The sequence below is a fragment of the Pseudomonas syringae genome (assembly GCF_000737245.1).
Classification (GTDB): domain Bacteria; phylum Pseudomonadota; class Gammaproteobacteria; order Pseudomonadales; family Pseudomonadaceae; genus Aquipseudomonas; species Aquipseudomonas syringae_J.
On the sequence record NZ_JPQU01000018.1, the window covers coordinates 1 to 25,601 of the forward strand.

The 25,601-nt window shown below is 59.8% G+C and carries 22 protein-coding genes, 1 tRNA gene and 1 pseudogene; 13 read left to right on the forward strand and 11 right to left on the reverse strand.

Features of this window, described 5'->3' with window-relative positions; genetic code table 11:
* Positions 1 to 278: 278 nt before the first annotated feature.
* The 6 genes from IV01_RS21225 to pilG all read right to left on the reverse strand — a co-directional run bounded on the left by IV01_RS21225 (position 279) and on the right by pilG (position 10,569).
* On the reverse strand, positions 279 to 746 hold the full coding sequence (locus IV01_RS21225; RefSeq protein ID WP_032626111.1) for a chemotaxis protein CheW: 468 nt from the start codon (positions 744 to 746) through the stop codon (positions 279 to 281).
* Complete coding sequence (locus IV01_RS21220; protein WP_032626113.1) at positions 739 to 6,744, reverse strand: Hpt domain-containing protein; 6,006 nt, start codon at positions 6,742 to 6,744, stop codon at positions 739 to 741. Before IV01_RS21220 ends, IV01_RS21225 begins: the two co-directional genes overlap by 8 nt.
* A 194-nt stretch (positions 6,745 to 6,938) precedes the next feature.
* Positions 6,939 to 8,981, reverse strand: a complete 2,043-nt coding sequence (locus IV01_RS21215) for a methyl-accepting chemotaxis protein (protein WP_032626115.1) — start codon at positions 8,979 to 8,981, stop codon at positions 6,939 to 6,941.
* Between the two features lie 212 nt (positions 8,982 to 9,193).
* Positions 9,194 to 9,733 carry a chemotaxis protein CheW gene (locus IV01_RS21210; protein WP_032626117.1) on the reverse strand — a complete coding sequence of 180 codons (540 nt, stop codon included), beginning with the start codon at positions 9,731 to 9,733 and terminating at the stop codon, positions 9,194 to 9,196.
* Between the two features lie 13 nt (positions 9,734 to 9,746).
* On the reverse strand, positions 9,747 to 10,112 hold the full coding sequence (pilH, locus tag IV01_RS21205; protein ID WP_002551739.1) for a twitching motility response regulator PilH: 366 nt from the start codon (positions 10,110 to 10,112) through the stop codon (positions 9,747 to 9,749).
* A gap of 46 nt (positions 10,113 to 10,158) precedes the next feature.
* On the reverse strand, positions 10,159 to 10,569 hold the full coding sequence (pilG, locus tag IV01_RS21200) for a twitching motility response regulator PilG (RefSeq protein WP_032626119.1): 411 nt from the start codon (positions 10,567 to 10,569) through the stop codon (positions 10,159 to 10,161).
* Positions 10,570 to 10,822: 253 nt separating this feature from the next.
* Here pilG and gshB point away from each other — a divergent pair, with 253 nt between their 5' ends.
* The 7 genes from gshB (at position 10,823) to IV01_RS21165 (ending at position 16,823) form a co-directional block, all read left to right on the forward strand.
* Positions 10,823 to 11,779, forward strand: coding sequence for a glutathione synthase (gene gshB, locus IV01_RS21195; RefSeq protein WP_032626122.1), 957 nt, complete (start codon positions 10,823 to 10,825; stop codon positions 11,777 to 11,779).
* A gap of 146 nt (positions 11,780 to 11,925) precedes the next feature.
* On the forward strand, positions 11,926 to 12,819 hold the full coding sequence (locus IV01_RS21190) for an energy transducer TonB (RefSeq protein WP_032626124.1): 894 nt from the start codon (positions 11,926 to 11,928) through the stop codon (positions 12,817 to 12,819).
* A gap of 76 nt (positions 12,820 to 12,895) precedes the next feature.
* Complete coding sequence (locus IV01_RS21185; protein ID WP_032626127.1) at positions 12,896 to 13,465, forward strand: YqgE/AlgH family protein; 570 nt, start codon at positions 12,896 to 12,898, stop codon at positions 13,463 to 13,465.
* Positions 13,465 to 13,905, forward strand: coding sequence for a Holliday junction resolvase RuvX (ruvX, locus tag IV01_RS21180; RefSeq protein ID WP_032626129.1), 441 nt, complete (start codon positions 13,465 to 13,467; stop codon positions 13,903 to 13,905). The genes IV01_RS21185 and ruvX overlap by 1 nt, the downstream gene beginning before the upstream one ends.
* A gap of 99 nt (positions 13,906 to 14,004) precedes the next feature.
* Complete coding sequence (pyrR, locus tag IV01_RS21175) at positions 14,005 to 14,526, forward strand: bifunctional pyr operon transcriptional regulator/uracil phosphoribosyltransferase PyrR (RefSeq protein WP_032626130.1); 522 nt, start codon at positions 14,005 to 14,007, stop codon at positions 14,524 to 14,526.
* Between the two features lie 24 nt (positions 14,527 to 14,550).
* Positions 14,551 to 15,555 carry an aspartate carbamoyltransferase catalytic subunit gene (locus tag IV01_RS21170; RefSeq protein WP_032626133.1) on the forward strand — a complete coding sequence of 335 codons (1,005 nt, stop codon included), beginning with the start codon at positions 14,551 to 14,553 and terminating at the stop codon, positions 15,553 to 15,555.
* The gene (locus IV01_RS21165) at positions 15,552 to 16,823 is read left to right on the forward strand and encodes a dihydroorotase (protein ID WP_032626135.1); all 1,272 of its coding nucleotides are present in this window, start codon (positions 15,552 to 15,554) and stop codon (positions 16,821 to 16,823) included. The genes IV01_RS21170 and IV01_RS21165 overlap by 4 nt, the downstream gene beginning before the upstream one ends.
* A 223-nt stretch (positions 16,824 to 17,046) precedes the next feature.
* Here the strand turns inward: IV01_RS21165 and IV01_RS21160 are convergent, their stop codons facing one another.
* Positions 17,047 to 17,466, reverse strand: a complete 420-nt coding sequence (locus tag IV01_RS21160) for an NINE protein (protein ID WP_032626137.1) — start codon at positions 17,464 to 17,466, stop codon at positions 17,047 to 17,049.
* A gap of 250 nt (positions 17,467 to 17,716) precedes the next feature.
* Between IV01_RS21160 and IV01_RS21155 the strand changes: the two genes are divergently transcribed.
* The gene (locus IV01_RS21155; RefSeq protein ID WP_050507289.1) at positions 17,717 to 18,403 is read left to right on the forward strand and encodes a C40 family peptidase; all 687 of its coding nucleotides are present in this window, start codon (positions 17,717 to 17,719) and stop codon (positions 18,401 to 18,403) included.
* Positions 18,404 to 18,538: 135 nt separating this feature from the next.
* Here IV01_RS21155 and IV01_RS21150 read toward each other — a convergent pair whose 3' ends face one another.
* Positions 18,539 to 19,573, reverse strand: a complete 1,035-nt coding sequence (locus tag IV01_RS21150) for a type IV pilus twitching motility protein PilT (protein ID WP_032626139.1) — start codon at positions 19,571 to 19,573, stop codon at positions 18,539 to 18,541.
* Positions 19,574 to 19,628: 55 nt separating this feature from the next.
* Here IV01_RS21150 and IV01_RS21145 point away from each other — a divergent pair, with 55 nt between their 5' ends.
* The 3 genes from IV01_RS21145 to IV01_RS21135 are packed head-to-tail and all read left to right on the forward strand — an operon-like array spanning position 19,629 to position 21,776.
* Entirely contained in the window at positions 19,629 to 20,315 is a 687-nt protein-coding gene (locus IV01_RS21145) for a YggS family pyridoxal phosphate-dependent enzyme (protein ID WP_032626141.1), read from the forward strand.
* A gap of 22 nt (positions 20,316 to 20,337) precedes the next feature.
* A complete protein-coding gene (gene proC / locus IV01_RS21140; protein WP_032626144.1) occupies positions 20,338 to 21,156 on the forward strand; it encodes a pyrroline-5-carboxylate reductase in 819 nt (272 codons plus the stop codon).
* Positions 21,157 to 21,185: 29 nt separating this feature from the next.
* A complete protein-coding gene (locus tag IV01_RS21135) occupies positions 21,186 to 21,776 on the forward strand; it encodes a YggT family protein (RefSeq protein ID WP_032626146.1) in 591 nt (196 codons plus the stop codon).
* A 143-nt stretch (positions 21,777 to 21,919) separates the two neighbouring features.
* Here IV01_RS21135 and IV01_RS21130 read toward each other — a convergent pair whose 3' ends face one another.
* Entirely contained in the window at positions 21,920 to 22,228 is a 309-nt protein-coding gene (locus IV01_RS21130) for a DUF6124 family protein (RefSeq protein ID WP_032626149.1), read from the reverse strand.
* 495 nt (positions 22,229 to 22,723) lie between these two features.
* Positions 22,724 to 23,716, reverse strand: coding sequence for a J domain-containing protein (locus tag IV01_RS21125; protein WP_032626150.1), 993 nt, complete (start codon positions 23,714 to 23,716; stop codon positions 22,724 to 22,726).
* Between the two features lie 277 nt (positions 23,717 to 23,993).
* On the opposite strand from IV01_RS21125, the gene IV01_RS21120 reads away from it, so the two are divergent.
* Positions 23,994 to 24,069 (forward strand) — tRNA-Thr (locus IV01_RS21120).
* Between the two features lie 105 nt (positions 24,070 to 24,174).
* Positions 24,175 to 24,291: pseudogene (locus tag IV01_RS26970) on the forward strand (ParA family protein); the annotation flags it as partial.
* Here the strand turns inward: IV01_RS26970 and IV01_RS26975 are convergent.
* Positions 24,238 to 25,446, reverse strand: a complete 1,209-nt coding sequence (locus tag IV01_RS26975; protein ID WP_032626152.1) for a XylR family transcriptional regulator — start codon at positions 25,444 to 25,446, stop codon at positions 24,238 to 24,240. The pseudogene IV01_RS26970 and the gene IV01_RS26975 overlap by 54 nt on opposite strands.
* Positions 25,447 to 25,601: the final 155 nt, after the last annotated feature.

The window sequence follows — 25,601 nt, forward strand, 5'->3', positions numbered from 1 at the left end:
CCATAGCCTTGTGGGAGCAAGCTTGCTTGCGAAGGCAGTATTTCAGGCCCTGATGATCTGACGGATGTGCTGACCCCTTCGCGAGCAAGCTCGCTCCCACAAATGACTAGCGGTGTGACTGAAAAATGCAACCTCTGTGGAAACTGCCGAAGGCTGCGAACCACGGGATGTTCGGCAGAGCGCTATCGCTATTCGGCTCATAACCTGAGCCGAATAGCCGTTTTAATCGGCTCACGCCAAATTCTGTAGGAGCCAATTGTAGGAGCATCAGATTTGAGCTACACCAACCCCGCCTCCACCAACCACTGCTCAAACTTCACCAGATCAGGAATTTTGGCGACGGTTTCGCCCACCTGCACCGCCGCCAGTTCCAGCTCGGCCAAGGGTACGTCGACGTAGCTGAGCTGGTTGTCGACCTTGCACGAGCGCGGGATACCCTGGATCAGCAGGGCGATGAATTTCAGGTTGTCGCGGCCGCCCAAGGCGTTGAGGACCACGATGCGCGCGCGGCCGCCCACTCGAGCCCGGGCACCGCAGGCGGCTTCGAAGCTGAGTAGCGGCAGGCTGTGCTGGCGCCAGCTGATCTGGCCCAGATACCACTGCGGCGCGCCCGGTTCGGCGCTGCAATCCTGATAGTCGATGAGTTCGGCAACCGCCACGTTGGGTAGCAGCAGGTTGCGATCGTCCAGCGGCAGAATCAGCCCCGTCAGGGTCGCCAAATGGCTTGAGCGAGCGGCGTTAGGCATTGGCCTGGCTCCAATGGGCGATGCTTTCAAGCAGCATCGACTCCTGATACGGCTTGCTCAGGTATTGGTTGACGCCAACCGCCATGGCCCGGTCGCGGTGTTTCTGGCCGGAGCGGGAGGTGATCATGATGATCGGCAGATCCTTGAGTAGTGGGTCAGCGCGGACCTGGCTGGCGACTTCGAAGCCATCCATGCGCGGCATTTCGATGTCCAGCAGCATGATGTCAGGCACTCGATCCTGAAGCAGCGCCATGGCGTCTACCCCATCCTTGGCGGTCAGGACCGTCATCCCGTTGCGCTCCAGCAGGCGGCTGGTCACTTTGCGTACCGTAATCGAATCGTCTACCACCATCACCAGCAATGGTCGGGCCTGCTCGGCTTCGCTGTAAGCAGGCGTGACCACCCCCGAGGCCTGCTGCGCCATCAGCCGACTGTGCAGCAAGCGAATATGCGCCAGCAGGTCGAGAATCAGCACCACTCGACCATCGCCGAGGATGGTCGCCCCGGAAATACCCTGAACCCGGGCAAACTGTGGGCCGAGGCTTTTCACCACGATCTCCCGGGAGCCCGCCAGCGCATCGACCTGCACCGCAACCCATTGGTCTTGAACATGCACCAACAGCACTGGCAACGGCTGGGTCTGGCCGATCAGTTTCGGCGGCTGACTATTGTTGAGCAGCTCACCCAGATACCGCAGCTCGTAACTGCGCTCACCGTATTGATAACGCGGCGGCGACGCCTGGTAGCAAGCTTCCAGTTCGTTGGGCAAAACCCGCACGATGCCTTCGACGGTGTTGAGCGGCACGGCGTATTGCTCCTCGCCGCACTGGACCATCAGCGCCCGGTTGACTGACACCGAGAACGGCAGGCGAATCCGGAACAACGCGCCCTGCCCCGGCACCGATTCGATGACCATGGTGCCGCCCAGTTGCTTGACCTCGGCGTGCACCACATCCATGCCAATGCCGCGCCCGGAAATCTGCGTAATGGTTTCTGCCGTGGAAAACCCGGGGGCCAGAATGAACTGCAAGGTTTCATGATCGCTTGGGTTGGCATCGGGGCCGATCATGCCGCGTTTGCGAGCTTTGCGGCGCACGACGTCCAGATCGATACCGGCACCGTCATCGGTCATTTCGATGACGATATCAGCGCCTTCGTGCTTCAGATCCAGGGTGATGCTGCCCACCTCCGGTTTGCCTGCCGCCAAACGCTTTTCAGTGCTTTCCAGACCGTGGTCGATGGCGTTGCGCAGCATGTGTTCCAAGGGCGCGACCATGCGCTCAAGCACGCTGCGGTCCATCTCACCTTCGGCGTTGCCCACCTCAAAGTGGACTTTTTTGTGCAACTCGCCGGACACCTGCCGCACGATGCGCTGGAGTCGCGGCACCATGCGTTCGAACGGCACCATACGGGTGCGCATCAAGCGTTCCTGCAGATCAGTATTGACCCGGGCCTGTTGCAGTAGCAGGGTCTGGGCGTCGCTGGCCCGGCTGTCGAGGGTTTCCTTGAGGTCCATGAGGTCGGACGCAGACTCGAACAGCGCTCGGGACAACTGCTGCAACTGCGAATGGCGATCCATTTCCAGCGGATCGAAATCTTCATAACCTAGCCGCTCAGCCTGCACCTGTTCACGGCTGAGGATGCTGCCCTGGGTTTCCATGTCCAGACGTCGCAACTGATCGCGCATCCGTTCGATGGTGGTGGCCATTTCCGCCAGGGTGCCTTCGGCATCAAGCACCTGCTGCTCGATGCGCCCGCGGAAGATCGAGGTTTCCCCCGCAAGGTTCACCAGCGTCTCCAGCTCTTCGCCAGGCACCTTGACCATCTCGGTGGCTGAACGCTCGGCCTCGGTGTCGGACACCGTTTTTGGCTCAATTGCCGCTTCAGGCGCTGGCGGAACAGGCACCGGCACCGGCACTGGCGTCTCTACTTCAGCCACCGGCGCGGACGCAGGGTCGGCCTGTTTGCGGATGCTTTCGATCAACAGCTCGGCGCTGGGCATGGGCTTGTCGGCGCGCACGGCATCCAGCATGTCAGCCAGCAGGTCATGGCCGCTTTGCAACAGGCTGATCATCAGTGGATGCGGGCGCAGCACTCCGGCTGACAGGCCTTCATAAAGCGATTCAAGTTCGTGGGCCAGGTCGCCAATCGGGGCGATTTCAACCATGCGTGCGCCACCTTTGAGGGTGTGCAGGTCGCGCAGCAGATTTTCCACTTCCAGCAGGTTATCGGGTTCAGCCTGCCAGCGCGCCATGGCGGCGCCAGAGCTTTCTATGATGTCGAAGCCTTCCTCGAGGAAGATTTCCAGTAGCTCGGTATCTGGCCCATCAGCCTGTGGCCTGGAAGTCTCGACATCGGGGTCCAGCTCGCTGGCAAGATTCGGGGAGCTGCCCAGCCGTACTTCGTTGATGGCCGCGATCAGTTCGGTCGGATCATCCAGAGCCTGCTTGTTGTGCAACTGTTCAAGCATCTGTGCCAGCTGATCGTGGCTGCTGATCAACAGCGCAGCCAGTTCTGGCGAATAGCTGTAACGACGGTCAGTCAGCCCTTCATACAAGGCTTCCAGCTCATGGGCCAGATCGCCCACCGGCCCGATTTCTGCCATGCGCGCGCCACCTTTGAGGGTGTGCAGATCCCGCTGCAATGACGGTAGAGGCAAGGTGCTGTCCGGCTCATCGAACCAGCGCTGTAAGGCTTGCCCGGCGCTGTCGAGGATATCCACTGCTTCTTCGAGGAAGATCTCGACGATCTCGTCATCCAGCGTGTTCCAGTCCAACTCAACGGCCTGACGATGACTCAACTGCGCGGTGGCCTCGGCGAGATCGGTAATGCTCTGCGCCTGGCTGCCGTCGCTTTTGATCAGCCCGGTGGCGGATGGGTCCAAGGCTTGATCAAGCAGCTCACGCAAGGCCTGAACCCGCTCGGGCCGCGCCTGGACTTCCTGCCCCGCCGCCACTTGATCGAGCATGTTGATCAGCGCTTCGTGGGCATGTTCGACCTCATCAAAAAACACCTCGCTGACCGCCAGACTGCTTTCTTCCACAGCGCCATACAGGTCGAGCAGCGCCTCGCACAGCTCGTCCACTTGCGGCAGATCAGCCAGATGCGCGCCGTGGCCCAGGGTGGTCAGTTCATCCAGTAGCGCCGTGAGTTCCTGACGCTTACCGGGATGCTCGCGCCAGCGTTTCAACAGGCTTTCGGCATCCAGCAGGATGTCCATGCCTTCGGCGAGGAAGCTCTCGATCAACTGCGGGTTACGCTTGATGCGCAGCCCGTTGTTCGATGCGCTGAGCACCGCCGCCAAACGCTCTTGCAGCAGAGCATTAGCGGCTTCGATCAATTTCGATGCGCCAGGGATCGGTCCCAGCGGATGGCTTGATAGCTGCGCCAGCCCTTTGAGAAACAGAGGCTCGGCACTGCGCAGCAACTTCAGTTCCGGCTGACTCAGGGCGATCGTGTGCGCTTTGTATTCACGCACCAACTGATCAAGAGGGCTGGCCAGTTCGACGAGGGGTGTCACGCCCGCCATGGAAGCACTACCTTTGAGGGTATGCAGCGCGCGTAGGAGTTCATCACTGATGGCGGGCGAAGGATCCTGCGCGCTGCCATCCAGAAAGCGCTTGAGGCTGTCGAGATGACTCAAGGCTTCCTGACGGAAAATCTCCAGCAGATGTGGGTCGAGTTCTTCGTCTTCATCACCGGCAGCGGGCGTTGCAAATGTCAGGGCACCTTGACCCTTGGCCAGCGCATGAGCGCGGGCGGCGAGCAGGTCTACATCGTCACGCTGGTGCTGAGCGCCCTCGGCAAAGTCCTTGATGATGTCCGGGAGCAACAGCAGCACTTCATTGAGCAACTGCTGAACATCCGCGTTGGGTTCAACGCTTTTTTCCAGCACCCGGTTGAGCAGGTTTTCCACCGCCCAGGCCAGCTCGCCCAGAATCAGCGCGCGCACCATCCGGCCACTGCCCTTGAGGGTGTGAAAGGCACGACGAATTTCAGTCAGCGCAGTGGTGTTGCAACGTGCGTCGGTGAGCGAGCCGATCCATTGCGGCAGGTATTCGTGCAGCGCCGCCAGCACTTCTTCGGTTTCTTCGAGGAAGACTTCCAGCAGCTCGTCATCCACCCCTTCTTCATCGGCCGGAGGCGGCAGCAAACTGGCGGGCATGTGGCGCGCTGGCGGGTTGACGGCGCTGACTGGACTGGCCAACACGTCGGCGATGGTTTGCGCCGGGCTGATCAGTGCGTTGCGGGCTTTCAGCTCAAGAATTTCGTCCTGGCTGATGACTTCATCCAGCAGCGGCACTTCCTGCGCATCCAGGATGGGAGAATAGCCAAGCCGCGCCAGGCTCTCCTGCGCCATGTCCAGCACCTGCTCGCCTGGCGCCTCATGGTCTTCGCCCATGCGCTCCAGGTAATACTCGATGCCGGTGATGGTGTCAGCCAGGCTGTCGAGCTGGGTCCAGGCCGGGCGGGTTTCGTCAACCAGCAGGTGTTCGTGAATGTATTCGTTGCAGGCGGCCAGCAGGCTCGCGGCACGAGCCAGCGGGATCATCGCCAGTGCCCCGCGCACTTGTACCAGTAACGCGGACAGCGGCTCCAGACGTTGGCGGTCCCATTCGCCGTCAATGTAATCGATGATCACATCCTTGGCCTGCTGCAGCACGACTCGGGCCTCACGGATCACCAGCTGGTGGATCTGCGTCAGGTCGGTGGTAGGCAAGCGGCTTTCTTCACGGCCGGCGGGTTCGACGGTGCCAACCATGCCGGCCAGCGTTGCCTCCACATAAAGCAGCGCTCCGGCGACGTCCATCAGCGCCGCATCGCTGGGCTCGCGCTGGCCCTGGGCCAAGCCCTGGACCACCGCCAGTTGATCGATGATGACCTTGCGTGGCTGGCCGAAACCCAAGACCGCCAGGGTATCGGCGATTTGCCGCAACGGTGGCAGCAGCCCGTTCAGCTCGCTGACCGAGTGGCGGTCGCCGCGAACAAATACATCCAGACGCTCTTTGACCCGCACCAGTTCTTCACACAAGGCCGTGATCACCGAGCGCATGGCATCGCGATCGGGCCCTTCAATGCTTTCTCGTTCCTGTTTGGGCAGCGAGGTGTCAGGCAGTGCTTCGTCCAGCCCGTACTGGTCTTTAAGGTCGACCATGCGCGGCGCAAGGCTGTCGGATTTGGCAATATAAAACAGCAGGCTTTTCAGCAGCTCATCGGGGGCGGGCTGGTTGATACCCGCGATGCCTTGCTCCAGCAGTCGTTTGAGCTCCTTGTCGGCATCCTTGAACAGGCTGCGCAAGGCCGGGCTGTTGGTGAAATTGCCATTGACCATGGTTTCAACCAGCGCCGAAGCGATCTGCCACAACGGTCCCAGCGGAGCGTCATCGCAGAGTTGTTCGAGCCTGGCGAAGACTTTGCCCATGTAGCCCAATTGCGCCTGCACATCTTGCTCGCGCAACAGGCCCACCAGTGCCGCTTGCAACGTTTGCCGCAATCTACGCAGCAAGGCGGGAAGCTCAGGGTTGTCGCGGCGTTCAAGCTCTTGAGCATCCAGGGCTGGCACGCTGAGCAGCTGCGGGGCAAACAGGCTGGTTTCCGAGAGCAGGCTTTCACCACGGGCACTGCGCAAGTCGTTGAGCAAGGGCAATACCACCAGCGGCAAGTCCCTGCGAGCTGAATGGATGCGGTCCAGGTAGACCGGCAGTTGCGTTAGTGCCTGAGTCAGCAGTTGCTCGGCCTCGGCTTGCTGACCGACGCGGTCCTGCTGCAAGGCCAGCGCCAGTTGCTCAATTTCCTCGGCCAGCAATGCTGCGCCGTAGAACTCGATCATCTGCAGGCTGCCATGCACCTGATGCACGTAGTCCAGGCACTCATCCATCGCCGCGTTATCACGGGGATCGGCAATGAACGCCTCAAGGGCGTGGCGGGCCTGCTTGAGGGTCTCGGCGATTTCGCCTTTGACCCACTCCAGCGCTACGTAATCGTGCCGATCAACCATGACGATTCAAATCCCCGACTCGTTTGGTTCTGCTGCCTGCTTGTGCGCCGAAAGAGGAATAAATTTCCCGTAGGAGCGCGCTTGCCCGCGATTCGATTTCAAAGCTGGCACGTTTGTCGCCTGCGAGATGGTCATCGCGGGCAAGCGCGCTCCTACGGGTGCTGTATTTGCGGGCGCTGTACATTTTTTGAACATTAGCCGTGGTCCCGTGACGACGGCAAGGTGAAGCCCGATACCGAGCGACGCATTGCGCTGGCCATCTTCGCCAGGTTGCCCATGCTGCGTGCGGTAGCGGCGGTTCCCGAGGTGGTTTGCGAGGTGGTCTGCTGAATCACGGTCATGGTCTGGGAAATCTGCTCGCCCAGGTCCGCCTGTTGCTGCGCGGCATTGGTGATGCTCTGGATCAGCGCCGCCAGCACTTTGGAGACACCTTCGATTTCCTCCAGCGCTACCCCGGCGTCTTGCGCCAGACGGGCGCCGCGCACCACTTCGGTGGTGGTCTGCTCCATGGAGATGACCGCCTCGTTGGTGTCGTTCTGGATGGCCCGCACCAGCGTCTCGATCTGTTTGGTGGCCGAGGATGAACGTTCGGCCAACCGCTGCACTTCATCCGCCACCACGGCAAAACCACGCCCCGCATCACCGGCCATGGAGGCCTGGATCGCCGCGTTCAGGGCCAGAATATTGGTCTGATCGGCAATGTCATCGATCAGGCTGACGATATCGCCAATCTCCTGAGACGACTCGCCAAGACGCTTGATGCGTTTGGAGGTGTCCTGAATCTGCTCGCGAATGTTGTCCATGCCATTGATGGTGTTATGCACCACCTCGTTGCCTTTGTTGGCGATGGTCACCGAACGCTCGGCCACCGAGGAGGACTCGCGGGCGTTGGCCGACACCAGGTCAATGGAGCCCGTCATGCGGTTGATGGCGGTGGACGCGGCGGCAATCTGCAACGCCTGATGCTCGGAGGCTGCGGCCAGCTGGGTGGCGGTCGTCTGAGTATCTTTGACCGCACCGAACACCTGCTCGGCAGTCAGGTTGATGGTCGTCACCAGCTCGCGCAACTGGTCGATGGAGTAATTGATGGAGTCAGCAATGGCACCGGTGAAATCTTCCGTCACCGACGCGGCAACCGTCAGGTCACCGTCGGCGAGGTTTTCGATTTCATCGAGCAGACGCATGATCGCGTTCTGATTGCGCTCGTTCTTCTCAGCGGTCTCGCGCAGCTGCCGGTTGGTTTCGCGCACCATCACCAGGCCGATGAGGATGATCGACATCAGGGCCAGCAAGCCCAGCACATAGCCGCCGATGGTGTTGGATGAGCGAGCGCTGGCCAGATGTTCGAGCCGGTTGGCCAGTATCGAAGTTTCGTCCAGCAGGGTCTGCGAGCTGTTGAAGATGTTGCTCGCGGATTCCCGAACCTGAAAAAGCTCAGGGGATGTTTCGAGAATTTCATCCACCGAACCGGACACGAACTGGAACAGCTCGGCGATTTCCGCAAGCCGCGCTCGGGCATCCGGATCGTCGACCTGGGCGATGCGCATCGTCACGTTGCCCTCAAGCATGCCGCTCAGCACCCGCCCGAACTGACTGGCGTCGCGCCCGAACGTATCGGCCGCCTGCACGGCCGTGTCATCGCCCGACAGCACTTTGTTGACCGAGCCGAGAATCCGTTCAGCGAGCAGCGACTGACGCTGAGCCACCGCCACTTGGCTGGCAGGGGCGCGGCTTTGCAGCAGAATCTCAACGACTTTCTCGTACTCCACCTGTAACTGTGGAATCGTTTCCGCCAGGGTTGCCGCTACCTGATGCAGCGACAGCACGGTTTGCTCGGTGGCGAGAATCACGTCCGTACTTTTGCGCAGCGCTTCCCAATCAGCCTGCACCGCCTGCAACTCGTCGCGCACAGCCAGTGGCGCTGGCGGCAGGCCGGTGGCTTTGTCGCCCTTGCGCAGGAAACCCCAGCGCATGTCGAAATCGTTACGCGCATCGGCCAGCAACTTGAAGGCCTGAGGCTTGCCAGCGGCGGCCTCAGTGGCGTTCTTGGCGATCCGTTGCGACAACACGCGCAACTCGCCCGCGTGACCGATGTATTGCTTGTCGTAGGTCGATTGAGTGTTGAGGTAAGCGAAATTGACGAACAGCAATATGATGAAAACAATCAGCGCGACGAACAGCACAAGGATCTGCGAGCGACTGCGTGCGCCTTCCAGTGACTTGCCTGGCTTACTCATGAATCAGGCCCCTGTATGAACTAGCCGATGGCTTATCCAAAAAACAAAAAAACCAGCGCCTGGCGCCAAACCTGTGGGAGCGAATTCATTCGCGAAAGGACGGCTAAATCCTATGCATTTGTCTTGCCTGGAATGCCGTCTTCGCGAATGAATTCGCTCCCACAGGTCCAAGGCAGCCGGCTCACCCAAGCCGTTGGCAGATAAAGTTTCGTTCAAAGTGCTACGTCCATGAAGCCTGGCGATTGCGCCAGCGCTGCGGGACTGAAGACCAGCCAGGCTTGTTCTCGCAGGAATTGCCCGCGAATGAACGGGGTGATGCGCTCTGCGGGCTCGCTGGCTTGATGCGGCATCAGGCTGATCTGGCTGAAATGCTGCAAACCAAGCACCTCATCAACCATCAGCCCGGCGAAGACATCCTGATGATCCACCACCAGGACGCGACGCTGTTTGCGCACCGGCGAGAGTTCGTCACCGAAGAAGCTGCACAGGTCCATGATCGGCAGCAGTCGGCCGCGCAGGTTGGCAACGCCCCTGACCCAGGGCTTGACCCCTGGCAGCACGGCATAACGCGGTTCATGAAGGATCTCGCTGATTTCACCCATGGGCGCCACGTAGCAACGCTCGCCCATGCGGAAACCGATACCGCTCCAGTCCTGCTGGCGGGTTTCCTGAAAAGGCAGGCCCGCCGCTAGCGCCCGACAGCGTTTATCGATGTCGAACAACAACTGGAAGGCAGTTTGCGACTCAGCCATGACAAACCGGCGATCAGCCGGCGAGTACCGCGTTCAGGGTTTTCATCAGGGTTTCTTCGTCCACCGGTTTGGTCAGGTAGTCCCGTGCGCCCTGGCGTTTGCCCCAGACTTTGTCAGTTTCCTGATCCTTGGTGGTGATCATGATCACCGGGATCATGTTGGTGTCCGCATCCTTGGTCAACTGGCGGGTCGCCTGAAAACCGTTGAGGCCGGGCATGACGATGTCCATCAATACCGCGTCGGGCTTTTCCTGGCGGGCCAGGGCAACGCCGTCCGCCCCGTTTTCGGCCTTGAGAACTTCATGACCATGCTTTTCCAGCATGCCGGTCAATTTGTACATTTCAGTCGGCGAGTCGTCGACGATCAGGATTCGAGCCATGGTGTTCCCCATAAGGATGGATGCCCGCTACCTTTCAGGGCGAGCATCACGATGTTTGCTGTTCTACTGCAACGAACCCCGGTACATGAGCCTTGATCGCGTTGAGCAGTTCTTCCTTGCTAAAAGGCTTGGTCAAAAACTGATCAGAACCCACGATCCGCCCCTTGGCCTTGTCGAACAGGCCGTCCTTGGACGAAAGCATGATCACCGGTGTCGACTTGAATGCCCGGTTGTTCTTGATCAATGCACAGGTCTGATAGCCATCAAGGCGCGGCATCATGATGTCGACGAAGATGATTCGCGGATGGTTGTCGGCGATCTTGGCCAACGCATCGAAGCCGTCAATTGCGGTGATAACTTCACAGCCGACATTTTTCAACAGCGTCTCGGCCGTGCGGCGAATGGTCTTCGAGTCATCGATAACCATGACTTTCAGTGCTGATGAATGCTGTTCCATAGTCTGCTCTTGCATCGCCGCGGCGTGTTTTGGCCTGTTCTGCCTGGCACCGGGAGCCTGAACGTGCCGCGAACTCCGGATCTACAGGGGCCAAAGGCCGATTCAGACGCCGAGCCTTTTTAGCACACTCTCCCCACTCAATCCATAAAGCCGGCCGCGACATGCTTGCCTCTTGACCCCACGCAAGCGGAGCGCCACCCTGACGCCTATTTGAAGGCCGTCGCGGCCGTAATCGACCAGAGGATATTTGCCCATGAGCGTTCGCCTAGGGATTGTCATGGACCCGATTGAGCGCATTTCCTATAAAAAGGACAGCTCACTGGCCATGCTGCTTGCCGCCCAGGAACGTGGCTGGTCGCTGTTCTACATGGAGCAGCAGGATCTGTATCAAAGCGCCGGCCAGGCCCGCGCCCGCATGAAACCGCTGAAAGTGTTCGCCGATCCGGCCAAATGGTTCGAGCTGGATGCCGAAGTCGACGCAGGTCTGGATGACCTGGACGTGATCCTGATGCGCAAGGATCCGCCGTTCGACATGGAATTCGTCTACGCCACTTACCTGCTGGAACAGGCCGAAACCGCTGGCGTGTTGATCGTCAACAAGCCGCAAAGCCTGCGCGACTGCAATGAAAAGCTGTTCGCCACACTGTTCCCGCAGTTGACCCCGCCGACTCTGGTGAGCCGTCGCTCGGACATCCTGCGTGAATTCGCCGCCGAGCACGGCGATGTAATCCTCAAGCCGCTGGACGGCATGGGCGGTGCGTCGATCTTCCGTCATCGTGAGGGCGATCCGAACCTCTCCGTCATCCTGGAAACCCTGACAGCACACGGCACTCAGCAAATCATGGCGCAAGGTTATCTGCCTGCCATCAAGGACGGCGACAAACGCATCCTGATGGTCGACGGCGAACCTGTACCGTATTGCCTGGCCCGCATCCCGGCCGCCGGTGAAACCCGTGGCAACCTGGCTGCTGGCGGTCGCGGTGAAGCGCGTCCATTAACTGATAAAGATCGCTGGATCGCTGAACAGATTGGCCCGACCTTGCGCGAAAAAGGGTTGATCTTCGTCGGCCTTGATGTGATCGGTGAGCATCTGACTGAAATCAACGTCACCAGCCCGACCTGCATCCGGGAAATCGACAATGCCTTCGGCACGAACATTGGCGGCATGTTGATGGATGTGATCGAGAAGAAGCTCAGCGCCAGGAAGTAAGGTTTGTTGGAGCGAGGCTTGCCCGCGAAGGCAGTGTGTCGGGCGATGAATATGCCAATCGATTAAACGCCTTCGCGGGCAAGCCTCGCTCCAACAGAGTTATGATGCACCGCATTTGATGTACCCCAAGAGACACTAAACCGCTGATGACTGCTGCCGATCTCCCATACGAACTTTCCCCATCAAGGGTGCGCCCGGCTGATCGTCTGGGTTTTACCCTATTGATTGCGGCATTGATTCACGTGGCGATTATCCTTGGCGTGGGGTTTACCTACGTCAAACCCGAGCAGATCAGCAAGACGCTTGAAATAACCCTCGCCACGTTCAAAAGCGAAACCAAGCCCAAAGAGGCTGACTTTCTCGCTCAGGACAATCAGCAAGGCAGCGGTACGCTGGACAAAGCGGCGATCCCCAAGACCACCGAGCTTGCGCCGTTTCAGGACACCAAAATCAACAAGGTCACGCCGCCTCCCGCCGCCAAGCCGGTGGTCAAACAGGAGTCGGCCAAGACCGTCGTCGCCACCAAGGCCGCATCGCCGCAAAAAACCGTCGCCAAACGCGAAGAGGTCAAACCTGACCCGACGCCCAAGGCCGCGCCCGAATTTGACAGCTCGCAATTGAGCAGCGAAATCGCCAGCCTCGAAGCCGAGCTCTCCAACGAACAGCAGCTATACGCCAAACGGCCCAAGATCCACCGCCTCAACGCCGCCTCGACCATGCGCGACAAGGGCGCCTGGTACAAAGACGACTGGCGCAAGAAGGTCGAACGGGTCGGTAACCTGAATTACCCCGAAGAAGCCCGTCGCCAGCAGATCTATGGCAATTTGCGTCTAATGGTTTCAATCAATCGCGACGGTTCGCTTTACGAAGTTCTGGTGCTGGAGTCCTCCGGACAGCCGCTCCTTGATCAAGCCGCGCAGCGAATCGTGCGTCTGGCGGCACCATTTGCGCCGTTCACCGGCGATCTTGCCGACATTGATCGCCTGGAAATCATCCGCACCTGGAAATTCGCCCGGGGCGACAAGCTTTCCAGCAACTGACGGCTCCTTCACAAACCTGCGGACCTGTCAGAACTGCCAGTTGTCAGGCCCGCCGCGCAGCGCCACACTAGGGCTCATGAAAAACGTATCTGCGAGTTACCTCAAGCATCAATTCCTGATTGCCATGCCGCACATGGTCGACCCGAACTTTGCGCAGACGCTGACTTACATCGTCGAGCACAATGCCAATGGCGCCATGGGTCTGGTGATCAACCGCCCGCAAAGCCTGACCCTGGCTGACGTTCTCGAGCAGTTACGACCGGAACTGCCCGCGCCCGCGCGCTGCCAGGAAATCGCCATTCACACCGGCGGTCCGGTCCAGACGGATCGCGGTTTTGTGCTGCATCCCAGCGGGCAGATCTTTCAGGCCACCGTCGAACTGGGCGGCCTGTCGCTTTCGACTTCGCAGGACGTGTTGTTTTCCATCGCAGACGGCTACGGCCCTGATCAAAATGTGATCACCCTCGGCTATGCCGGCTGGGAGGCGGGTCAATTGGAGGCTGAAATGGCTGCCAATGCCTGGCTGACCTGCCCGTTCGACCCCGCCATTCTGTTTGATGTGGACAGTGACGACCGTCTTGATGCCGCCGCCGCGCGCCTGGGCATCAACCTCAACCTGCTGACCAGCCAGGCAGGCCACGCCTGATGGCCGCATTGCGCTTACTGCTCGGTTTTGATTACGGCACCAAACAGATCGGCGTCGCGGTCGGCCAAGTGATCACTGGCCAGGCTCGCGAGCTATGCACTCTCAAGGCCACGCAAGGCGTGCCGGACTGGAGCCAGATCGAAGCCCTGATCCGCGAGTGGAAGCCGGACGCCATCGTGGTCGGCCTGCCATTGAACATGGACGGCACCCCGAGCGAAATGAGCGTCAAGGCCGAGAAGTTTTCCCGCCGGATCAATGGCCGTTTCAATGTTCCGGTCTATACCCATGACGAGCGCCTGACCACGTTTGAAGCCAAAGGCGAGCGAATGAGCCGTGGCGGACAAAAGGGCAGCTATAAAGACAACCCGGTGGATGCCATCGCCGCCATGCTGCTGTTGCAAGGCTGGCTGGATGCCAATTCCGAACTCTTCAATGCCTGACGTGTTCACCCTTTTCCAGAATCCCGGTTTCAGTCTGAGCCATGCCACAACACGACTCGCCAAGTGGGCCTGGCTCGGGCACTTCAAGGAGCAACTTTTATGAGCCTACCCAACCCCGCCGAACTGATCCGTCAGATGGCCACCGACCTGAACGCTCATCTGAGCAAGCGCGGCGTGACCGAGCCGCGGTTTATCGGCATTCGCACTGGCGGCGTATGGGTGGCGCAGGCGCTGCTTGAAGCCCTTGGCCGCGACACGCCGCTGGGTACGCTGGATGTTTCCTTTTACCGCGATGACTTCAGCCAGAACGGTCTGCACCCGCAAGTGCGTCCGTCCGAGCTGCCGTTCGAGATCGAAGGCCAGCACCTGGTATTGATCGATGATGTGTTGATGAGCGGCCGCACCATCCGCGCCGCCCTCAACGAGCTGTTCGACTACGGCCGCCCCGCCAGCGTGACCCTTGTTTGTCTGCTGGATCTGGACGCTGGCGAGTTACCCATCAGCCCGGACATCGTCGGCGCGACCCTGTCGCTGGCCGCCCACGAACGAGTCAAGTTGAGCGGCCCGTCGCCGCTGGCCCTCGAGCTGCAAGACCTGTCCACCGCTTCCGCCGCCCTCTAACCGCCCTTGAAAGAGTCCTTTGCGATGACGCCCCTCGACGCCAAGCGCCCGCTGCAGCTCAACCATCAAGGTCAGCTGCGCCATTTCCTGTCCCTCGATGGCTTGCCACGCGAGCTGCTCACCGAAATCCTCGACACTGCCGACTCCTTTCTGGAAGTCGGCGCCCGGGCGGTGAAGAAAGTCCCGCTGTTGCGCGGCAAGACCGTGTGTAACGTGTTCTTCGAGAACTCCACGCGCACCCGCACCACCTTTGAACTGGCGGCCCAGCGCCTGTCGGCGGACGTGATTACCCTCAATGTGTCGACGTCCTCCACCAGCAAGGGCGAGACGCTGTTCGACACCCTGCGCAATCTGGAAGCCATGGCTGCCGACATGTTCGTCGTGCGCCACGGAGATTCGGGCGCAGCGCATTTCATTGCCGAGCACGTTTGCCCGGAAGTGGCGATCATCAACGGTGGCGACGGCCGCCACGCGCACCCGACCCAGGGCATGCTCGACATGCTGACCATTCGCCGTCACAAGGGCGGTTTTGAAAACCTCTCCGTGGCCATCGTCGGCGACATTCTGCACTCGCGGGTGGCGCGCTCGAACATGATCGCGCTCAAGGCGCTGGGTTGCCCGGACATCCGCGTAATCGGCCCGAAAACCTTGTTGCCGGTGGGTGTTGAACAATACGGCGTGAAGGTCTACACCGACCTCAAGGAAGGCCTCAAAGACGTCGATGTAGTGATCATGCTGCGCCTGCAACGTGAACGCATGCAGGGCGGTTTGCTGCCGAGCGAAGGCGAGTTCTATCGCCTGTTTGGCCTGACCACGGCGCGTCTGGCCGGAGCCAAGCCGCATTGCATCGTCATGCACCCTGGCCCGATCAACCGTGGCGTGGAAATCGAATCGGCAGTGGCCGACGGCGCGCATTCGGTGATTCTCAATCAGGTGACTTACGGCATCGCCGTACGCATGGCCGTGTTGTCCATGGCCATGAGCGGCCAGACCGCGCAACGACAATTCGAACAGGAGAACGCCCAGTGAAGCTCAGCATCCTCGGCGCTCGCGTCATCGACCCTAACAGCGGGCTGGACCAAGTCACCGATCTGCACCTGGAAGCCTGCAAGATTCTCGCAATCGGTGCCGCGCCGGCCGGTTTCGAACCCCTACAAACAATCGACGCCACCGGCCTGATCGCCGCGCCCGGGCTGGTTGACCTGAACGTCGCCCTGCGCGAACCGGGTTATAGCCGCAAAGGCACGATTGCCAGCGAGACCCGCGCCGCAGCGGCGGGTGGCGTGACCAGCCTGTGCTGCCCACCGCGCACCAAGCCGATTCTGGACACCTCAGCGGTGGCCGAACTGATCCTCGACCGCGCTCGCGAAGCCGGGCACAGCAAGGTCTACCCCATAGGCGCGCTGAGCAAGGGCCTGGAAGGCGAGCAACTGGCCGAACTGGTCGCGTTGCGCGATGTGGGCTGCGTCGCCTTTGGCAACGGTCTGGAGAGCTTCCGCAACACTCGTACCCTGTGTCGGGCGCTGGAATATGCGGCGACCTTCGACCTGACGGTGATTTTCAACTCACAGGATCGCGATCTGGCCGAAGGAGGTCTGGCTCACGAAGGCCCGACCGCGAGCTTTCTGGGTTTGGCCGGCATTCCGGAAACCGCTGAAACCGTGGCCCTGGCCCGGGACCTGCTGCTGGTTGAACAAAGCGGCGTGCGCGCCCACTTCAGCCAGCTGACCAGTGCTCGCGGTGCGGCCTTGATTGCCCAGGCGCAAGCTCGCGGCCTGAAGGTCACGGCTGATGTAGCGTTGTATCAGTTGATCCTGACCGACGAAGCGTTGATCGACTTCTCCAGCCTGTATCACGTGCAACCGCCGCTGCGCACCCGCGCGGACCGCGACGGCCTGCGTGAAGCGGTGAAGTCCGGCGTGATCAGCGCGATTTCCAGCCATCACCAGCCACACGAACGCGACGCCAAGCTGGCACCGTTTGGCGCGACTGAGCCGGGCATCAGCAGTGTCGAGCTACTGCTGCCACTGGCCATGACGCTGGTGGAAGATGGCCTGCTGGACCTGCCGACCCTGATCGCTCGCCTGAGCAGCGGCCCGGCAGCGGCATTGCGCCTGCCAGCCGGCCAACTCAGCGCGGGCTCGGCAGCCGATATCGTACTGTTCGACCCGGCGGCCTCAACCGTGGCGGGCGAGACCTGGCTGTCCAAAGGCGAAAACTGCCCGTTCCTCGGCCATTGCCTGCCCGGCGCGGTGCGTTACACGTTGGTGGATGGGCGGATTACGCATACGGGCTAACGGACTCAGATCAACCCTGTGTGGTGCTTGCCCCACACAGATTTGGTGATCACCTGTGGGAGCGACCGGGGTGGCGCTCCACCTTGCTCGCGAAGAGGCCGGGACATCCCGATATATTTCTGCGGCAGGAATACTGCCTTCGCGAGCAAGGTGGAGCGCCACCCCGGTCGCTCCCACAGGTAGCCGCGCCCGACCTTGAGACATCCAAACCCACAAGGTTGCGTTAACCACGCCGTGCATTCTTGATCGAGATCTGGTCGTTCAGCGTCCAGAAGTCATACAGCACACCCACCAGAAACAGCCCGCCTGTAAACAAGTAGATGATCCCGGTGATCCATTTCCCCTGATACATGCGGTGCACGCCGAACACCCCCAGAAACGCCAACAGAATCCACGCGACGCTGAAGTCAGTGGAACCTGCGGTAAAACGCAGGTCTGCTTCGCGATCCATGCTCGGGATCAGAAACAGGTCGATCAGCCAACCGATGCCAAACAGACCCAGGGTGAAAAACCAGATCGTACCGGTGACCGGCTTGCCGTAATAGAAGCGGTGGGAGCCGGTGAAACCGACAATCCACAACAGGTAGCCCAACACTTTGCTGTGGGTGTCCTGACGCTGCGGTTCAACTTGATAGGTGTTCATTTGCGCCCTCATTTAGGTTGATAGAAAAAAATATTCGTAAAGATTGTGACTTTCTCGTGTTCATCCGACGTATGGCAGGAACCTCTGGCGCTTATTCCAAACCCTTGTACCACAAGGGATTGCTGCGGTTTTTGCGAGAGTTTGTCGCGCAAAGTGAAACGATCGCTCCATATTGGATTCGTAAACGGTGATCAGAATCACAGAAAAAGCTGTTATAAAGTTGCGCGCTAACCCACAAGAGCCCTGCCGAATGCGTCCATTTTTCAAGTCATGGCTAACCATCTGCCTGCTAATGCCTCTGGCCGCTCATGCCACCAATCGTGAGCAACAACTTCCCGCGAGCTTCACCGGCTACACCGCGAAAACCCATTCTTCGCCAGCCATCGCGTCCAATCATGTTAACGAGCCTGCGCCTGTCATCTCTCCAAAAGGCCGCAGCACCCGGGCGAAGATTCAACGCAACGCGCCCATCAAGAATTCGAAAACCGTCGCCAACGCCCAGATCATCGGTGCGCCCAACGCCAAACAGAGCAACTCGGTAGTCAGCCGCGCTCTGAAAGCTGTCGGTACACCTTATCGTTGGGGCGGGAGCACCCCAGGTAAAGGCCTGGATTGCAGCGGATTGGTGAAATATGCATTTAGCGACGTTAGCGAAGTGAATTTGCCGCGCACCTCCAACGCCATGGCCGAAGGTCACGGGCAGAAAGTGGATCGCAAGGATTTGAAGCCCGGCGACCTGCTGTTCTTCAACATCAAAAGCCGCAAGGTCAACCACGTCGCCATTTACCTGGGCAACGACCGCTTCGTCCACGCCCCTCGCCGTGGCAAGGCCGTGACCGTCGATACGCTGAAAAAACCGTACTGGAACAGCCACTACATGGTGGCTAAACGCGTTTTGCCTAAGCAGAACGCACCGTTGCGGGTTGTTCAGCGTTAAGCAACGACGCTATAGATCCTGTGGGAGCGAATTTATTCGCGAAGGCGTCAGGTCAGCCAACATGTTTATTGCCTGACAAACGCGCTTCGCGAATGAATTCGCTCCCACAAATTTGCGACGCCGCTGCCCCCCTCCTCAGAAATTATCCGGCATCTTGGCCTTCTCACGCGCGGCCTCGCGGGTGATCAAGCCCTTGGCGACCAGATCCTTCATGCACATGTCCAGCGTCTGCATGCCCAGCGAGCCGCCGGTCTGAATCGCTGAATACATCTGCGCGACCTTGTCCTCGCGGATCAGGTTACGAATCGCCGCCGTTCCCATCATGATCTCGTGCGCCGCAATACGGCCGCCACCCACCTTCTTGAGCAGCGTCTGGGAAACCACTGCGTGCAGGGATTCGGACAGCATCGAGCGAATCATGGCCTTTTCCGCCGCAGGGAATACATCAACGATCCGGTCAATGGTTTTCGCCGCCGAGGTGGTGTGCAACGTGCCGAAGACCAAGTGGCCGGTTTCCGCGGCGGTCAGCGCCAGGCGAATGGTTTCCAGGTCACGCAGCTCACCCACCAGAATCACATCCGGGTCTTCCCGCAGTGCCGAGCGCAAGGCTTCGGAAAAGCCCAGTGTGTCGCGGTGCACTTCACGCTGGTTGACCAGACACTTCTTGGACTCGTGAACGAATTCGATCGGGTCTTCGATAGTCAGAATGTGATGATGCCGATTGACGTTCAGGTAATCGATCATCGCCGCCAGCGTGGTGGACTTGCCCGAGCCAGTTGGCCCAGTGATCAATACCAGGCCCCGAGAAGCGTCGGTAATCTTGCGAAACACTTCTCCCATGCCTAATTCTTCAAGGCTAAGGATTTTCGCCGGGATGGTCCGAAACACGGCACCCGCGCCACGATTCTGGTTGAAAGCATTGACCCGAAAGCGCGCAACCCCTGGCACTTCGAACGAGAAGTCAGTCTCAAGAAGCTCTTCGAAATCCTGACGTTGCTTGTCGTTCATGATGTCGTAGATCAGTTCCTGTACCGCTTTGGCGTCCAGCGCAGGCAGGTTGATCCGGCGCACATCACCGTCGACACGAATCATCGGCGGGAGCCCGGCCGAGAGGTGTAAGTCCGATGCGCCTTGCTTGGCACTGAAAGCCAGCAGCTCGGTAATATCCATACAGCTCCTCAATCACATAGAATGCCGCAGACTTTAGCCCTGCTGGCGCAAATCAATGTCCACGATAGCAGCGAACATTTCAACGCTCAGCGAGCGAATTAACGCGGCCGCCCAAGCGGCGCAGCGCGATCCGGCCACCATCGGCTTGCTGGCGGTCAGCAAAACCAAGCCCGCAGAGGCACTGCGTGAAGCTTACGCGGCTGGCCTGCGCGACTTTGGTGAAAATTATTTGCAGGAAGCATTAAGCAAACAGGCCGAATTGGCCGACCTGCCCTTGTGTTGGCATTTCATCGGCCCCATTCAGTCGAACAAGACTCGCGCTATCGCCGAGAACTTCGCCTGGGTGCATTCAGTGGATCGCTTGAAAATCGCGCAACGTCTGTCCGAGCAGCGCCCCGAAGGCCTGCCGCCGCTCAATATCTGCATCCAGGTCAACGTCAGTGGCGAAGCCAGCAAGTCCGGCTGCACACCTGCCGACCTGCCAGCCTTGGCCCAGGCCATCAGCCAATTACCGCACCTACAGCTGCGCGGCCTGATGGCGATCCCGGAACCGACTGATGACAGCGCCGAACAGAACGCTGCCTTTGCGGCGGTCCGTGACTTGCAACAGCAACTGAACCTGCCGCTGGACACCCTTTCCATGGGCATGAGCCACGATCTGGAGGCCGCCATCGCACAAGGCGCGACCTGGGTTCGGATCGGCACTGCCCTTTTTGGCGCCCGTGACTACGGCCAGCCATGACCTCTGACCCAAGGAATCCGACATGAGCACTACCCGCATCGCCTTTATCGGCGCCGGCAACATGGCCGCCAGCCTGATCGGAGGGCTGCGCGCCCAGGGCGTGGAGGCCGATTCGATCCGCGCCAGCGATCCTGGCGCTGAAACACGCGGCAAAATCGCTGCAGAACACGGCATCGCTGTGTTTGCTGACAACGCCGAAGCTGTCGAAGGCGCCGATGTGGTCCTGATCGCCGTCAAACCACAGGCCATGAAAGCCGTGTGCGAAGCGTTGCGCTCGAGCCTCAAGCCCCATCAGCTTATAGTTTCCATTGCGGCCGGCATCACCTGCGCCAGCATGAAAAACTGGCTGGGCGAGCAACCCATCGTGCGCTGCATGCCCAACACCCCGGCGCTGCTGCGTCAGGGCGTCAGCGGTCTGTATGCCACTGAGCAAGTCAACGAAGCCCAGCGCGCTCAAGCCGAGCAACTGTTGTCGGCCGTCGGCATCGCGCTGTGGCTGGAAGAAGAACAACAACTGGACGCGGTCACCGCCGTTTCCGGCAGCGGCCCGGCGTACTTCTTTCTGTTGATCGAAGCCATGACTGCCGCAGGCGTGAAACTCGGGCTGCCACAGGAAGTGGCCGCACAACTGACCCAACAAACCGCGCTGGGCGCTGCGCTGATGGCCACTGGCAGCGATGTGGATGCTGCCGAGCTGCGTCGCCGTGTAACCTCGCCAGCAGGCACCACGGAAGCTGCAATCAAATCATTCCAGGCTGGCGGCTTCGAAGCGCTGGTGGAAACCGCCCTGACTGCCGCCGCACATCGTTCGGCAGAACTGGCCGAGCAACTGGACAAGTAATTCTTTCAGGCCATTGAGGAGCAGACCGAATGATCGGACTGAACACCGCTGCAATCTACATACTGCAAACCATTGGCAGCTTATACCTGCTGATCATCCTGTTGCGCTTCGTGCTGCAACTGGTGCGCGCCGACTTTTACAACCCGCTGAGCCAGTTCGCCGTCCGCGCCACCCAGCCATTGCTCAAACCCCTGCGCCGGATTATCCCGAGCGTGTTTGGCCTGGACATGTCGTCGCTGGTGCTGGCGATTATCGTGCAGATGATTCTGATGGCGTTGACCCTCCTGCTGGCTTACGGCACAACAGGTGACCCGCTGCACTTGCTGATCTGGTCGATCATCGGCGTGACTGCGCTGTTCCTGAAGATCTTCTTCTTTGCCCTGATCGTCAGCGTGATCCTGTCGTGGGTCGCCCCTGCCAGCCACAACCCTGGCGCTGAACTGGTCAACCAGATCACCGAGCCGATGCTGGCCCCACTGCGCCGCATCCTGCCTAACCTGGGCGGCCTGGATATCTCACCGATCCTGGCGTTCATGGTCCTCAAGCTGCTGGACATGATGGTCATCAACAACCTCGCGGCCATGAGCATGATGCCGGACGTGCTGCGTCTGTTGATCTGATTCACTGCGTTAGATACCCGTGGGAGCGGCCGGGGTGGCGCTCCACCTTGCTCGCGAAGACGTCAGTACATCCGGCACATCTCTTGAGCCTGAACTACTGCCTTCGCCAGCAAGCTTGCTCCCACAGTTTCTATACCGGCGACTCAAACCACCTCAACACACTCCAGCGACCGATCCACCATCACCTTGGCCATCTCGACCATGTGCATGGCCGTCAGCGCCAGATCGCGATTCGATCCGCTCAACATCTCGCCCAACTCCGACGCCGTGGCCGCCGCGCAACGCAAAAACTCCGATGCATGATTAAGAGTGGCCTCGATATCGATGAACTCCCCTGCTTCTTCACTTTGCGGCGTGCAGACAGGCAGGTAATACGACAGCGCCCGCTTGACGGCCGACGGCTTGAGCACCGGCTCGGGGGCATCAGGGATTTCGGTAAAGGTATTCAACATGACTCAGCTCTCCATAGTCTGGCTGCCACCCCGTCGCGACTAAACGAAAAGGTGGCGGCTGTACGCAGGTTAGTCGACCGGCGAGCTAAGAAACCGGCGCACCCGAAGGTGCCCTGCGCACAGCCACCAAAACGGTGACACATGCGCCTTAACTCAACTGCCGGGCGACTAAACCCGATCGCTGATGGGCAGCGACCGGCGCAGACTAGAGACCGAATTTGAGAGGCGCAAGAGGCCGGGGATTCTCTCGGAAAAGTCCTTCAAAAGAAAGAGACATGTCCTGCAAAAGCGGGCTCTAATTGGCGCGAATCGTCGTGGGACCGGCTTTAGCCGGGAAGAGGCCAGCACACTCCCTGGCTAGCTTGTTGACTGAAGTGCCGCCTTCCCGGCTAAAGCCGGTCCCACGTCGTCGCGCCAATATTGAGATCACTCTTGTGAGAGGGGTGCTTGGTCCGGGCCAAATCCGGACGATTGGATCACCCGATCCCCTGCCGATCAAAACTCCTCACTGCGCACATTGGAAAACTGCGAACTACCATTCGCCAATTTGCGCAACGTCAGCTTGTACATACTCGACTTGATGCGGTCACCTACCAGACTCTCTTCCAGACGAATCCGACTCGACGCATACGCGCAGCCGGTGTCGAGCATCTTGTATTTGAGTTGGTAATAACCGACGTCCATCCGCCCGAACGTGAAACGACTACGGGCCGGAATATAGGCATGACGATAATCCCGCTTGCCGCTAGCGTCGGTGACTTTGGCGTAAACCGGCTTGTCACCACCAGTGTTATCCACCGTGATCTCCGACCAGCCGCCATCGCGCAACATCGGCATCCCCGCGATATAACTGGCCGCCACAGGCCAAGGCGCACCCAGCGGATCAAGTGGCGGCGGCACGCACTCAGTTTCGCCCGGCTCGACAATTTTTACCGGCCCGCTCACCGGCAACTGGGCAGGCGCAGGGGTAGGCGCAGGGGTAGGCACAGGAGCAACGGGAGGCTGCACAACAATCGGCTGCTCTTGCGCTAACGGCGGCACCACCGCAGCCTTGCTCGCATCACGGTCGTAACCCATCCAGGCGCCCGCCCCACACGCCACCAAAAACACCGCCGCCCAACGCAGAGAACTGCCACGCTTGGGAGGTTTGGTTTTCTTGTTTTGCTGCCTGGCCGAAGCACGAGCCTGAGGCTTGGCAGACGGCTGCGCAGGCCCACGCGGCGGCCCGGCCTGACGCCGTTGCGCCGCAGCCTGCCGAGCCAGCTGCGCCTCGCGGATCAGCGTCGCGTCGTACTCGGCACGCTTCTGCGGATTGGCCAACACGTCATGCGCAGCATTGACCACTGCCATCAAATCCGAGGAATTGGCCGTATGGTTACGATCCGGGTGCAACTGCTGCGCAAGCTTCCTGAAGGCGTGCTTGATCTCATCAGCCGAAGCATCCCGCGAGACATTAAGCTCGTCGTAATAAGTGCGTGTTTTGGGCATTGAACAAGCTATCCGTGGCGACGCGCCATCTTAACAACCTTTCCCCCGAGAAACCGCCCCACACCCCTAAGCTGAAGCCCAACGCACAAAACCCCACAAAACCCCAAAGCCCCCGACCAACCGCCCTCCAGCTTCCGAATCCCGCGCCGATACACCCGCAACAGCCCAATCCCGCCAGCGGAACCCAGCAGCCAGAACCATTCGGAAAATTTTTAAACGAAATCAGTGAGCTAAGGTTTACAGCGACAAAAATATCTATATACTCAGCGCCCATCACGCCGGTATAGCTCAGTTGGTAGAGCAACTGACTTGTAATCAGTAGGTCCCGGGTTCGACTCCTGGTGCCGGCACCATACAAAGCAGTACGTTACACACCCTTCTGTATCTGATCTCTCGATCACCTCTCAAATTGACCGACACACGACATCTCGTTTTCTCACTGAAACGAGCCGAGTGTCATGCAAGTCAATTCCATTGTTTCAATTGTCTCTTCCAAAGGCGGCGTGGGTAAAACCACAACTTCAGCCAACCTTGGCGGCATCGCTGCAGACGCCGGACTGAAAACCCTGCTGATATTCACGCGGTGTACATCCGAACTCGCGACGGAACACCGTGTGCAGATATTGTGCGGATTTGAAGCCGCAACTGCGGGCAACGTCCGCAATCGCGGTGTCGGTATTTTCCAGCCCGCTGGTGGCCGCCGCCAATTTGAAACGCAGAATCTCGTCGTGCACGCTGCAGCCTCGCACGGTGCGAAAGTGCGACTCCAGCGATGAGCGCGACACGCCGACATAAGCCGCTACCTGCGCCGTCTTGATGCCCTGGCAGGCATATTGGCGGATAAACAGCAGCGCTTGCATGACGTAGGGGTTGCCCAAAGGTTGGTGCAAACTCGACACCTGCACGTTGATCGCATCAGGCGGAATCAGGATGTGCGTGCCCGTGGACGGCATGCCGTGCAGCATGTGGTGAAGTAACTGCGCGGCGGTGCGGCCCATGGTTTCGGTGCCCTGGATAACAGAACTCAGGGGGACTCGGGTCAGGCTGCGTGTCAGGGGGTCGTTGTCGATACCGATCAACGCCACCTGCTCCGGTACGGCGATCCCGGCGGTCAGGCATGCTTGCAGCAACTGCCGGGCGCGGGCGTCACTGACGGCGATGATACCGATGGGCTTGGGCAAACTTTGCAGCCAGGCGATCAGTTGTTCGACGGCGCTGTCCCAGAGCGGCGCACTGGTGCCCATGCCGCGATAGACCTCAGCGTGCAAGCCGTCACGTTGCATCAGTCGTCGAAAGGATTTTTCCCGTTCCTGGGCCCAGCGATTGACCTGCGCTTCAGGCAGGCTGAAGCAGGCGAAACGCTGCAGCCCCACCTCGATCAAGTGTTGGTAAGCCAGGGTGATCAGCGCGTTATTGTCGGTGGCGACGTAAGGAATTCCTTTTGGATAGGCGCGCTCATCCTGATAGGAACCACCCACTGCCACCACCGGTAACTTGAGGTCGGCCAACGCCTCGCCAATCAGCGGATCGTCGAAGTCGGCAATGATCCCGTCACCTTGCCAGCGCTCGATCCCTTTCAACCGGCAGAGAAAATCCTCTTCCAGGAACAGGTCCCAAGACGCGCGGGTGCTGCTCAAGTAGTTGCCGATACCGCTGATGATGCCCCGGTCATAGATCTTGCTCCCGTTGAACAACAGTGCGATGCGGTGAACAGGCGGTACTGTTTTCATTGTTTTTATGCTTGTTCCGGGGCCCCTTCTCACGGAGGCGGTTTTTACAGACTAGGCGCGCAGACGACGAATCTCAATACGCAAAATCGCACCCCGCGTTGGTGATTTTCACAATCAGCAGGCATGGGGCCGTTGCTAGTATCGAGACACCGCCA